Annotated in this window: 6 protein-coding genes; 5 read left to right on the plus strand and 1 reads right to left on the minus strand. The window is 34.9% G+C overall.

Going from position 1 to position 13,878, the window contains the following annotated elements; translation table 11 throughout:
- The first annotated feature begins 49 nt into the window (after window positions 1–49).
- The 5 genes from LC095_RS27140 to LC095_RS27145 all read left to right on the plus strand — a co-directional run bounded on the left by LC095_RS27140 (window position 50) and on the right by LC095_RS27145 (window position 11,813).
- A complete protein-coding gene (locus tag LC095_RS27140; protein WP_226529259.1) occupies window positions 50–2,788 on the plus strand; it encodes a glycosyltransferase in 2,739 nt (912 codons plus the stop codon).
- A 91-nt stretch (window positions 2,789–2,879) separates the two neighbouring features.
- Window positions 2,880–4,301, plus strand: a complete 1,422-nt coding sequence (locus LC095_RS16965; RefSeq protein WP_226529302.1) for an MBOAT family O-acyltransferase — start codon at window positions 2,880–2,882, stop codon at window positions 4,299–4,301.
- Between the two features lie 13 nt (window positions 4,302–4,314).
- A complete protein-coding gene (locus LC095_RS16970) occupies window positions 4,315–5,523 on the plus strand; it encodes a DHHW family protein (protein ID WP_226529260.1) in 1,209 nt (402 codons plus the stop codon).
- Between the two features lie 130 nt (window positions 5,524–5,653).
- Entirely contained in the window at window positions 5,654–8,578 is a 2,925-nt protein-coding gene (locus LC095_RS16975) for a M14 family metallocarboxypeptidase (RefSeq protein ID WP_226529261.1), read from the plus strand.
- Window positions 8,579–8,744: 166 nt separating this feature from the next.
- Window positions 8,745–11,813: a glucosaminidase domain-containing protein gene (locus LC095_RS27145; protein WP_226529262.1), complete on the plus strand. Its 3,069-nt coding sequence runs from the start codon at window positions 8,745–8,747 to the stop codon at window positions 11,811–11,813.
- Between the two features lie 40 nt (window positions 11,814–11,853).
- Here LC095_RS27145 and LC095_RS16985 read toward each other — a convergent pair whose 3' ends face one another.
- Window positions 11,854–13,818 (minus strand): S8 family peptidase, encoded by a 1,965-nt coding sequence (locus tag LC095_RS16985; RefSeq protein ID WP_226529263.1) that lies wholly within the window; start codon window positions 13,816–13,818, stop codon window positions 11,854–11,856.
- Window positions 13,819–13,878: the final 60 nt, after the last annotated feature.

A 13,878-nucleotide genomic window follows, 5' to 3' on the forward strand; every position in this document is an offset into this window, starting at 1 on the left:
AAAAGGGAGAGCTGATGCTTTCCTTTTTCATTAAATGGAGGGAATGGATGTGAAACCTCATTTATTGTCAAAAGGGTTCATCTATAGTTTATCCTATCATTATTATCCTGCTCAAAATCGACTTTTAAGATTATATCTTGAAAGTGGTAAGCCGTATGAAAGAGCTAAGCAACTTATTCCTCAAGTGTTGAAAGCAAACAAAACAGAAAGTTTTATTGAAGCAATTTCCAGATCTGTTAGCTTAAATGACCGTGAAAAAAGAATGATACATGCAGACATTTATTTACGAGTAGGTCTCTATGAAAAAGCATGGGAAGCAATTAAATCGATTCCAACTACAGATAATATTCTATTTGCGATGAAAGAAAAGATATTGTTTCACATGAGAAGTGTTGATCATTATCTTGCTTTACTTGAAGAATACAGAGCAACAAGTAGGTTATCTGAAAAGGAGAAACATGAACTTTTACTGTATGCCAGCCTAAAAAGTACATGGAGTAACCACGAAAGATTAGCTGCTATATTTGAAATAGAGATATACAGGATTAGTCATAAGGATATAGAACTTGTTGATAACCAAAAGATATTTGAACGCTTAGAACAACTATCTGGTGTTGATCAATTATTTGTATTTTCACAGTTACTTCAAAAGGTTGAAAAGGATAAGGATATAACTACATATAAAAAACTTATTGACAAAGCTATATCTTTAAATAACGTAAGTCCTGGTCAATTCTTGTTCGCTGATAGCTTTATTCAGGATTTAGATGAGGCGGATAAGGCTATAAAAAAGAAGGAATACAAGCGAGGATTTCATAAGCTTATTGATGCTTATGAAAAAGGAGAGCGTTCTCTTATTTTAAAAGATATGTTGTTAAAATTGTTAAAGGTACATACTATTACTCCACAAGAAGAGCAAAGAGTAGAGCGGCTTGTATTTAATGATTTTATAGATATTATGAGTAATGAATTTCTTGACGTGCTTAGTGAAAATGAATTTTATGTATCATTTTATCAGTATTTAAATATGGAAGATTTGACTCATGATAAACTGCATTCTTTTCTACATAAAGTGAACCAAAAACCGATATTACGGGGAAAAATTGTGCAATCTCTTGTTCAGGTTTTTTATCATTATGATGCTTCTTTGCCCTTAGACGACAAACTATTTACCCTATTGGAAGAGAAGCCGATAAATGCATCTAACTATCTTGTGGTAAAAGGGAAATTTTTTATTGATCAAGGAAAACAAGAAGAAGAGCTTTTATCCTTAATAAAAAACAGTCAAAAGCAATATCAGGTTTTTATGAAATTAGTTGATTATGCTTATGAAAAGGAAAAGTATGGTTTATCACTCAGTCTCGCTAATGAAGCTTTAAAACTTCATTCATATGATCCCTTTCTATTACGAAAGGTTACAAGCATTCACCATCGAATGGGGAATCTAAGAGAAAAAGTAAAATATCTAAAGAAGTTAAGGCGTTTATTAGTAGGTGCTTTTAAAACAGAATATAACATTGCACAAGATGAGGTTATATTAGATGAGAAGTTGTGGACGTGGAATCGAAAGCCTGATTCCATCCAAGGTGAGTCAGGTATATTGCATGTTCATAATAAATCATTGCCGGAAATTAATGGCTACACAATTCGAAGCAAAGAAATTGTTCAGCATCAAATAGAATTAGGTCTTGAACCAAGTGTTGTAACAAAGCTCGGTTGGCCAGTAAGGCCAAAGGTTGGAAGTACTGAATTTGAAGTGATCGATGGAGTTAGGCACTATCGATTACATAATCCAAACAATAAGATGAAACTTAATGTGGTACCTTTAAGTGAATATTTTAATGCATACGCAGATGAATTTTTGTTGCTTCTTAACAAAGTGAGACCTAAAATTGTGCATGCTGCATCAAATTTTCAAAATGCACTACCTGCCTTAGTAGTAGCTAAGAAAGTGGGTATTCCAACTGTTTATGAGGTTAGAGGCCTTTGGCAGGATTCGACTGCCAGTAAAATTCCTGAATTCGATGATTCGGAACGGTATTGCATGCAGCAAAAATATGAAGTACACTGCTGTGAAATCGCAGATCGTGTTGTTGCAATTGGAGAAAGTTTAGCTGAACATCTTATTACACTAGGAGTTGACCGTCATAAGATTGATATCGTTCCGAATGGTGTAGATACAAAGGTGTTTACTCCTCAAGAAAAGAATCAGGAGCTTATAAAACGATATCAGCTGGAAGATAAGATTGTTTTCGGATTTATCGGGTCTGTTACCAAGTACGAAGGACTCAGTGATCTGTTTTCTGCTATATCTTTATTAAAAAAGGAACAGCCAAACATTCATTTTCTATTAGTGGGTGATGGACCGGCATTACCACGATTAAGAGAACTTGCAGATACACTTAAGATCTCGGATATTGTCAGTTTTGTAGGTAGAGTCCCACATACAGAGGTAAAGGATTTTTATTCTGTAATTGATATTTTTCCTTTCCCTAGAATTAATGCAAAAGTTTGTCGATTAGTAACACCGTTAAAGCCATTTGAGGTTATGGCTATGGGAAAATTAGCACTTGTCAGTAATATTCCGGCTTTACATGAGATGGTCATAGAAGGCAAGACAGGGTTAATGTTCGAAGCTGAAAATGTAGCGTCATTGAAAGAATGCCTTCAGAAGGCTCCTCATTATACTGATCTAGGAATAGCTAGTAGAGAATGGGTGGTAAAGAATCGGGATTGGGCTATATTAAGTAAGCGATATCTTGAGGTATATAGTAAATTGGAAAAATGAAAGTATTTTTCGGTAGGGCATTTATTCAGATAGGAATGAGATAGGTGTCTTACTTTATGTCTAAGTTTTAATGAAAGAGGTAGAAGAGTACATGGTTTTTAGTAACTTGGTGTTTCTGTTTTTATTTCTGCCTATTGTTTTAGTGATTTATTTCCTGTCGCCACAAAAGTTAAGAAACACGATTTTATTACTGGCAAGCTTGGTTTTTTATGCTTGGGGAGAACCTAAGTATGTCTTATTAATGCTTTTTTCTGTCTTTATTAACTATCTATTCGGTTTACTTGTGGAGTTCGGTTCTTCTAATAGGAAGAAGAAGTTCTTTTTATCTATTGCAGTGATTGTTAATCTAATTATTTTAGGCTTTTTTAAGTATATGAACTTCATTGTTGCCAATTTAAATGAGCTCTTTCATCTGTCGATAGAGATGGATCCTATACCATTGCCAATAGGAATTTCCTTTTTCACCTTCCAGGCAATGAGTTACGTAGTTGATGTTTACCGAAAGGACGCACCGGCACAAAGAAATTTATTAGATCTATCTCTTTATATTTCCTTATTCCCACAATTAATTGCTGGTCCAATTGTCCGTTACAATACAGTAGCTGATCAAATCAAAAAAAGAATCACGTCTTTTTCAAAGTTTTCTGATGGAGTGAGTCGTTTTATCCTTGGTTTAGCCAAGAAAGTATTAATTGCAAACCCGCTTGGCGGAATCGCTGATGAAATATTCGCTTTACCTGCTGAAAGCTTAACAACAGGAACAGCGTGGATTGGAATTATTGCTTATACATTACAAATTTACTTCGATTTCTCCGGGTATAGTGATATGGCCATTGGACTAGGTAAGATGTTTGGCTTTGAATTCGAAGAAAACTTTAACTATCCATATATATCTAGAAGCATTTCGGAATTTTGGAGAAGATGGCATATATCCTTAGGTACTTGGTTTAAGGATTACCTGTACATTCCTCTTGGTGGAAATCGAGTTAGTACATTTAAGATTTACCGAAATCTATTAATTGTTTGGACTGTAACGGGATTCTGGCATGGAGCAAGTTGGACGTTTATGGCTTGGGGGTTTTATTATGGTGTCATTATCTCTTTAGAGAAGCTTGGATTAGAAAAGCTAATTAGGTCTACGTGGAGACCTTTGCAGCATGCTTATGTTATTTTAATTTTTATGGTTGGATGGGTATTTTTTAGGGCAGATAATTTCACTTATTCATTTGATTATATCCAAATTATGTTTGGAGGAGGAGGTGACATACACCTTAACCAGGAAACATTCTTGTATTTAGCTGATTATTGGTTTGTTTTTCTATTGGGAATTTTGTTCAGTACACCTGTATACCCTAAAATTGCTGGTACTATCAACATAATAGCAGAAAAGAATATGCTCCTTAGACTTGTAAGAGATGTTGTGAGCAGTAGTATGTATCTCATATTAATGATTATAATCACTATGTATTTAGTAAATTCTACTTATAACCCGTTTATTTACTTCCGATTTTAGGGGAGGTTGAAATATGAAACTGAAACATTTTTTATTGCCAATATTATTTCTGTTCTTTATCTTTGGATTAAGCTATTTTTCCATGGCTACTCCTGATCGAGAGATCTCAGAGCTGGAGAATAGAGGGTTAGCTCAGTTTCCAGATCTAACAAAGGATTCTGTTTTATCTGGAGAATATTTCAAGGAGTTTGAAGCATATTTCACTGATCAATTTTTTGGACGTGATCAGTGGGTAAAGCTTTATACTATCTGGGAAATGATGATGAACAAAACCTATGTGAATGGCTATCATGTCACAAAAGATAACTGGATTATGGCTCAGCCTTCTAATACCTTGAAAAAGGAAGAACTAAATGCTTCAGCAGCAGCTTTAAATACACTAGGAACAAGGCTGCAAGAAAAAGGGACAGAACTCTATTATTTCCCAATGCCGGCAAAAGTTTTTGAGATGGCAGAATTGCTTCCTTCATTTGTACCTAGAGGAAAAGGAATAGAAAGCACCGACTATTTGCTTTCAAACCTCAATCCCAACTTGGTTAATGGTGTTAATGTGTCAAAGAAGCTAAATAAAGAAGTATCCTTTGAGAAAAAGAAAGACTATTACTTTAAGACAGATCACCATTGGAATATAAAGGGGGCTTTTTTTGGATTTGGATCGCTAATTGAGGAAGTTAGTAAAACTCAACCAATTAAAAAGGAATTAAATGTGGAAGAGAATTATACTTTCTCTTGCGAAAAAGGAAGAGAGTTAATAGGTAGTTGGAACCGAAATCTCCATATGCTTGTGGATGCGAATGACGATCGAGCTTGCTATTATCAACCCAAAGAATTCTCCCTGGCTGAAATGGACTATTATAATGGGAGTATTTCGGAGAAGAATAAAATGGCATATTCGGAATACTATGCAACAGGTCTTCAAACAAAACATAGTAAGTTGGAGTACCATGATACGTATGCGAATAATTATCCGGAACTAAATATTGTAAATGAAGAAGTGAATAATGAGACTCGTGCCTTATTGATAAAGGATTCATATGCTAACCCCCTTGTTCCGCATATTGCTTCTCTATTTAAGCAGACAACTGTGTTTGACCCTAGGTATGATAAGAAAAGGTCAGTTAATGATTTGCTTGAAACAAGTAGCTTTGATGTTGTCATTATATTATACAACTCAAATAATTTAACGGGTGACATGTATCAGTTTGATCAACCAGCTAAATAAGGAAACTAGGAATAATCTTTGTGTGTAGCACAGGATTATTCCTTTTTTTTCCTCAGCTAAGACTTTACTATTATTTTATTCATATTATAATAGAGTGTATGTGTCGAAAAAGGAGGTAGATTGATAGATTATGTCCAAATTGGTTACCAAATTAGCTACCAAATTAGTGGTGCTCTTTATTATATTTTCTATATTTGTTTCTGGTATTCCGATTCAAGAAGCAGATGCTATGGAACTAAATCAAGAAGAGCAAACACCTGTTTATATCATTGTGAATGGTGATGTATTGATCAAAGATTCAGAAGATAATCGATTAGGAACTATTTTAAAAGATGCAAAAATTGCAGGGTTTAAAAAGGGGAATGACTTATTTATTGACTGGTTTGGAAATCAAGTTTTAATTGATCAGGAAGATGTAAAAGAAGTTCTACCAAGTCCTGCTACAACAATTATTGAAGGCGATTTAGATGACCTTGTGTGGACTGCGGATAGTCCTTTAGTAGTTAGTACTATTGAAGGAGAGCAACTTGCAACTCTTGAAACAGGTTCAACCTTTTTTATTCAAGAGGAGCTAGAAGAATATTTCCTTTCTTATCTATTCAATGAAGAGGTTATAATCCATAAGGAAAGTAAAGAAACAGATCTCTCAAATGCAACAGAGCAAATAGCAAATACAGTAGTTGATGATGAAGGCGTAGATAACAAAAACGTTATAATCGAAGAAGAGTTAGAACATACGGAAGAGATTGCAGAACAAGAACAAAATGAAGTGACGAAAGAGGTTCTAAGTCAGGAAGAAGACGTGATAGAGCCTAAAACAAGCTCCTCTAACGTTTTGTTTAAAAAAACAGATGCCTATTTCAAAGTTGTAGAAGAGAATCTTCCTGTATATGAAAAGAAAAATGGGGAATTACAACTAATTGCTTCATTGAAGGGTAAACAAGTTTATGAGCGTACAAGAGATTATACAAGCTGGCATGAGGTATCTCTTGGGGGGAAAGTTGCATATGTTCCAAAACAAGGAACAATACCTTCTCAGGTTTCTTTTAGTAATAACAAAGTAGGCTCAATTAGCTCACATAAACAATTTATAACATTTAAAGTTAATACAGCGGTGTATGATCATTACAATAGCGCTAAATTAAATATTGCATCCATCAATAAAGGGGTTCGTTTGCCTGTACTTAAAGAATATTCAGAATGGTACGCAGTTGATCTTTCAGGGCGAATTGGTTATGTCCAAAAGAAAAATGTAAATGCTGAATTTTCTCCTAGTCATGAATACTTTGAGGTCACAGGTGATAATGTTGTTGGGTATAAAAAAGTTAATGGAAAACTGATTGAAGTAACAAAACTCATAAATGGACAGGTTTATCCTCGTATTGCTGATTATACAAGTTGGCATGAAGTTAAATTTGGTAATGGTACAATTTTTGTCAATAAAAAAGAAACACGCCCAGCATCAGGGGACTTGTTAAAAAATGAGAATAATAGCTTTGAAAATAGCAAATATACAGTAACTATTTCTAAAGACACTTATGTTTATGATAATACTTCGTCATCATTGGTAGAGTTTGCGGAATTATATAAAGGGACTAAATACCCTATTATTAGTGATCATGGTAAATGGATTAAAGTTGATCTCTCAGGGCGTATTGGATATATCCGAAAAAGTGACACTGAGATTGAGTTCTCCAAAGGCATTGAGTACTTTACATCAGTGAAAGCCAATGTTCCGGTATACGACAATAGTGGAAAGACACTTAAGGTAGTTGGCTATTTACGTTCAAGTGAAGTTTATCATCGAACGAAGGACTATACGAGCTGGCATGAAATCCAATATGGGAACAAACGAGCGTTTGTAGCAAAAGATCTAACGACTCCTGTACTTAACAAAACGTATCGCAATTCTTCAAACAAATATGGTTCAGTTGGTTCGTTTAAAACAAAAAAACTAACAGCTATATACTACTATGTTGGAAAGAAGTTAGTTCCTTTTGCTTCTATAAGTCCCAATGTTGAATATTCTTATGTTGAAGATCGAGGTAGTTACGTAAAGGTAAACTTCGGAGATCGTTATGGTTTTGTAAAGAAGAGTCAGGTTTCTATTAAATCTGCTACTGCAAAAGATTTAGTTAACCCAAGAGTTGTCTATTCATATAATCAAATGGTGAAGGATATTGATGAAATTGTGGCAACATATCCCGATCTAGCAACAAAAAAGGTTATTGGGAAGTCAGTAGATGGTCGTAATATTTATGCTGTAAAACTTGGAAAAGGCAGCACGGAGATTTTGATCAATGGTTCTCATCATGCAAGAGAGTATTTGACAACAAATATTGTGATGGAAATGATAGATCAATATGCACAATGTTATGTTAAGAATTCCAAGATTGATGGCTATGCTGTCAGAAGTATATTAGATAAAGCTTCGATCTGGTTTGTGCCAATGGTTAACCCAGATGGTGTAACATTAGTACAACAGGGACATAAATCAGCAAAAAATTCATCCCAAGTTCTGAAGATTAACGGTGGGAACACAGACTTTTCTGCTTGGAAAGCCAATGTAAGAGGTGTTGATTTAAACCGTCAATATCCAGCTGGGTGGAATAATATTGTTTCAAATCCAGGAAAGCCGGCTCCTCAAAACTATAAAGGTCCTAAACCTTTAAGTGAGCCAGAGTCAAAAGCTATGTATGACTTTACAAATACTAGGAATTTTAAAACATCTGTATCTTATCACTCTTCTGGTGAAATTTTATATTGGCATTTCAAGCAAGGAGCAGAAAGAACAAAAAGAGACCGTGAAATTGCAGAAATGATCAAGAGTAAAACTGGTTATGCACTTGTTACTCCAAAATCCAACCCAAGTGGCGGCGGATTTACAGATTGGTTTATTTCGTCTCATTTAAAGCCAGCTTTCACACCAGAAATTTCTCCATATGTTGGACCACGTCCAGTTCCCATCAAGAGCTTTGATTCAATTTGGACAGAAAATAAAGCAATTGGAATTATGCTGGCAGATGAAGCTTATAAAAATAGAAATAGCCGATAGATATATAGAGTCTAGTAAAATGCTAGACTCTTTTATTAATAGAAGAGGAATAATGAAAAAAACCTCATATTTCCAAATAAAATGAGGATTTTTGTCTTGTTAAGTTAATATTCATGTCATAATATAATAGTTGGGTATTTGAGATTAATAGAAAAAGGAGGACATTGTGAAACAGAACTTTTTAACCAGGAGTATAGTATGGGTGCTTGTTACTTTATTGGTAGTATCAAGTTTTCCATCCAGCCTATTAGCAGTGATGGATGAACAAGAACAAGAGCCTATACTTATTAATGTATCAGGTGAATCTAAAATATTGGATAGTAAAGGTGAACAGCTAGGATTTTTACACAAAGATACTACTTTTTATACAATTAGTACATCTTTTGAAGAAGGAGAAGTTGCTATACAGTGGGGAACGGAGAACGCAACTGTTCAAACTGAAGCAGCTATTATACCTGTTCAGGAACAAGACGTTTTAGCTAATTACAACTATCTGGAAGTAGATTCTGAATTAATCGGTGTGATTGAAGCAAAAGATGAACCAATTCCTTTTTTGGATCAATCGAAGAAAGAAATAGGTACTATTAGTCCCGGGTCGACTTTGTTAGTAAGTAAATTAGATGATGACTATTTTTATATTTTAGTAGGTGGAGTAGAGTACTTAATTGATCGTGCGGAATACAGTGACTATTACTTATCTCAAGATGCAGATCAAGAGGAGACAACTACTAATAATGAAGACGCTGGTCTCAATGAAGATATTGATATGCCTGAGGGAAGCACTGAACAGGAAGTTATTGAGGAAGAATCTGAAGCTACTCTAACAGACGATCACGATCAGGAGCAGACTAATGAGCAGGCAGAAATAGAAACACCTGACAAAGATCATATTGAAGTAGTAGAAGATGAAAAAGTGGAACAGGAGGCTAAAAAGGAAACAGAAAATATTGAGCGAGCTCAATTAAAACTGGCTGTGGAAACCAAAGCCCCTGTATTTTCTAAAGATACTAAGTACTTTAAAGTAACAGAGGATAACATTCCGATCTATGATAACCGTTCCTCTTCATTAAAACTTGTTGGGTACCTAACTAAAGGACAGGTCTTTCCAAGAACTAGAGATTACACAAGTTGGCATCAAATTACATTTGGTGATTACTATGCATATGTTCCAAAAGAAGGAACCGTCCCAAGTGAAAGGTTAATTCAAAATGAGTATGCGGCGAATAGTCTAGTACAGGGAACTAGAACCATTACTACTTTGAAAAGTACTCCAGTTTACGACAATTCCAGTGGAAATCTCGTCAAGTATGCAACACTAGTAAAAGGTGTAGAACATACTGTCATCAAAGAATATACAAGCTGGTATAGTGTACTAGTTTCCGGTCGTGTGGGTTATGTAAGGAAAACAGATGTTAAGACAAATTTCTTTAGTACAGATAACTATTTTAAAGTTGTTAGTGACGGATTAAAGTTACCAGTCTACTCAAGTCGTGATGATGCTTCAAACGTAATCGGTTATTTGTATAATGGACAAGAATATCCACGTACTCAACAATATTCAGGTTGGCATGGTATTAAGTTTGGAGGAATTACAGGGTATGTTCGCTCTACCTCAACTACGCCTTCAAAAGGTTCTGCCATTAAAAATTTAGGAGATGGAAAAGCAACTAATATATCCATAACACCTCGCTGGGATTCAGTAGTATATGATAATACAAAGCCTGGCCCACTAGTTCCTTTCGCTGTTGTAAGAAGTAATAAATCTTATAAACTAATTAAGGAATATACAAGTTGGTACTCGTTTGAGGTGGCCGGAAGAATTGGATATATTCGTAAGAGTAATGCAATAAAAGAGTTTACTGAAAATGATAGGTTCTTTAAGGTAGAAGAAGAGAGTCTACCTATCTATGATAATCGTTCTGGTAAATTAGTACAGGTCGGATTAGTAACAAAGAACCAATCATATGAAAGAACCGGTAACTACACAAGTTGGCATCAAATCGAATTCGGTGATTTTAAAGCTTATGTCCCAAAAGAGGGGACTATTCCGGATAATGGTGGAAATATTAACAACTTGAATACGAAATATAAAAACACTAAGAAAACTTTTACAGCCTTAAAGGATTTAGAAGTAATGGATAATACAACCACTCCTTTAACACCGTTTGGTACAATTAAAGAAGGTCAAAGTTATCCTGTAATCAGTGAAGGAACAAAGTGGTGGGGCATTATATTGGCTGGTCGTGTAGGTTATGTGAAAAAAGATGATGCCCTAGGCGGAATCTATAAAGAAGTAACATATACAAACTATGATTATTCTCTTGACTATATGGTAGAGAAGCAAATGAAAGTCAATCCGCAAACAGACAAGTATCGAATTCAATATGCATATGTTGCGGGTTACTTGATATCTGCTACAGAAGTAAAAGACACGTATCCAAAACAGGCAGTTGTAAAGAGTACATCCGGAGTTAATTTACGGGAAGCGCCTAATTCTAACTCTTCAACATTTGTTTATAATACTGTACCATATGGTAAGACTTTAACAATTGTAGATTATGCTGGTAACGGCTGGTACAAAGTAGAATACCCTACTCATATCTTTGGTGGCTTTAGTGCTGCGTATGAGTCAGATGTTAGAGAATATGTAGATCCTATTAATTTTGATTTAACAACAAAGTCTATGTATCAATTTGTTCTACTATCTAAGTATGCAGGTGCTAATCCTTCTGAATTAAACAAGCTGTTAGAAGGCAAGGGTATTTTAGAAGGGAAGGGAGAAGCATTCTCTCAAGGTAGTAAACTAGTAGGTATTAATGAAGTATATCTAGTTTCTCATGCACTTTTAGAAACTGGAAACGGCACTTCTCCTTTAGCAACTGGTGTGAATTACACAGCACCAAACGGTAAAACTTATATGGTATATAATATGTTTGGAATAAACGCTAATGATGGGAACGCTACTGCAAATGCTTCGAAGTTTGCATACGAGCAAGGTTGGTTTACTCCGGAAGATGCTATTATTGGTGGTGCCAAGTTCGTTGCTGATAAGTATGTTTATAATGGATATGGACAAGATACCATCTATAAAATGCGTTGGAACCCTGCAAATCCTGCAACACATCAATACGCAACAGATGTAGGTTGGGCAGAAAAACAGACAAATAACTTTATGAAAATGTATAACCAATTAACAAGTTATCAGCTTTATCTTGATATACCAAAATATCAATAAGTAATAAGGGGCAACCATTTGGTTGCCCCTTATTACTTTATTATCGTCGAACAAATCCTGTTCGACCAGCAATATTAATTTCATACCAGCTTGTATAAGTCTGGATAATTGGATATTTAATTCCTTTTTTCAAGGTGAGAAACGGTATGAGTTTTCCTGATGAATTATCATAAACAATGTTATCTGACTTTGTAATAAAATACCGTCCCGTTTGAGGTTTTTTACTTTCAAGTTTTGCGTTAATGGAAGTAGCGGGCTTGGTACCAATTTTTCGGACGAAACCGCTAAAGTCACCAAAGGAGATTTCATGCCAACTTGTATAATCTTTTTTTCTACTATAAGTCTCTCCTTCTGTTAAGTAACCAACAATAACTAGTGAGCCTGACCTGTTATCGAACACAGGAATATCTTTTTCTGTTACCTTGAAATAACGGTCAGTGGATTTAAAATCAATTGAAATATCATTTGTGCTTACATATCCAACTCTTCCAGCAAAATTAACGCCGATCCAGCTTGTATAAGTAGAGGTGATAGAGAAAGATGTACCCTTTTTTATAGTCCCAAACGGAATCAAAGAACCTGATGAGTTATCATAAACTGGTGTATCGTTTAAAGCTGTAAATTGGCGATTTGATGTCTTTACCGAAGAAGAAATGTTTTTAAGGGTATGACTTGAAACTGGCAACCCATCACTTCTTCTTATAAATGCAGAGTAAGATCCAAAACGTATTTGATACCAACTAGTAAAGTGCCGTTCAATAGGGTAAACCTGGTCTTTTTTGAGATATCCAACTATGACAAGTGAGCCGGAACGGTTATCATACACAGGAACTTTTTCATTAAGCACTTTGAAGTAAGGCAGGTTTTGAGATACTTCTTTTCCCGTGTCGACAGATTCTTCTTCTGAAATAAAGCTTTGAATTAGTCCAAATCCATAATTAGAATCGCGTCCAACAATACCGAGATCTAATGTGTTTTTACCAAGTAAAGATCTAATTTCATCATTAGTTTTTGTAGGATATTTTTGCTTTAATAATGCCAGGTATCCACTTACATATGGAGTGGCCATAGAAGTGCCGTCCATTGTTTTATACTGATTGTTTATATAAGTGCTTCTAACTCCTACACCCGGTGCGGTTACTTCTATCTGTGGACCAGTATTTGAGAAATCAGCCAACTTTTTATTCTTATTGATTGCTCCAACAGCAATGACATTTCGGTTACTAGCAGGAAAAGATATTGAATTTTTCCCTTCATTACCTGCTGCCCCTACAATTAATATGTTTTTCTTATAGGCTTTATTGAGTAGTTCTGAAATAATTGGGTCACTTCCACTAAAACCAAAACTCATATTAAGTATGTCCATTTTATTCTCTATTGCCCAATCAATCGCATTTGCTAGATCTGTTGTTGATCCTTCGCCATTTTCATCTAGGAATTTTAGTCCGTAAATTTTTGCATCTGGAGCCACACCTAAAGTGCCTATCTTGTTATCTAAAGCAGCAATAATCCCAGCAACATGTGTTCCATGACCATTATCATCATTATATGCACTATTATTTTCAATGAAATTTTTTCCACCTGCAACATTAAGGTCCTGGTGTGCTTTATCTATTCCGGTATCAAGAATGGCTATTTTTATCTTATTACCTGTTAGAGAAGCACTTTTTATGAGCGGTATTCCTATCATGTTGTAACCCCAGTCAACAGACTGGATAGACGATATGCTTACTGTTTTTTCAGTATTAATTAACTCAATATCTGGAATATCTTGTATTTCTTTTATCTCATCTGCAGTTAGTAGTGCTGAGTATGCGGGAATCGTATCAAAATGATAAGTAATCCGATTGCTAGGTACAATAGATAAATCAACGTTCTGATGGAATAGAATCGTTACTTTCTCATACTCCTGGTGAGGTTCATCTGCGAGAAAAGTTGTTCCTCCGTAAGATATTAAGAGTAAAAATGTGGTAATAGCAAATATCATTTTTAAATAAGAATACATGAACAATTTCCTCCAGCTGAATTTATATTTTTTGATATCTAGATTATAATAGTTTAGTAG

The organism is Metabacillus niabensis (genome assembly GCF_020524345.1).
Lineage (GTDB): Bacteria > Bacillota > Bacilli > Bacillales > Bacillaceae > Metabacillus > Metabacillus niabensis_B.

Bases quoted from the DNA above. Each gene is read 5' to 3' on its own strand.
- LC095_RS16965 (WP_226529302.1), top strand. From the start codon at position 2,880: ATGGTTTTTAGTAACTTGGTGTTTCTGTTTTTATTTCTGCCTATTGTT.
- LC095_RS16985 (WP_226529263.1), bottom strand. From the start codon at position 13,818: ATGTATTCTTATTTAAAAATGATATTTGCTATTACCACATTTTTACTC.
- LC095_RS16970 (WP_226529260.1), top strand. From the start codon at position 4,315: ATGAAACTGAAACATTTTTTATTGCCAATATTATTTCTGTTCTTTATC.
- LC095_RS16975 (WP_226529261.1), top strand. From the start codon at position 5,654: ATGTCCAAATTGGTTACCAAATTAGCTACCAAATTAGTGGTGCTCTTT.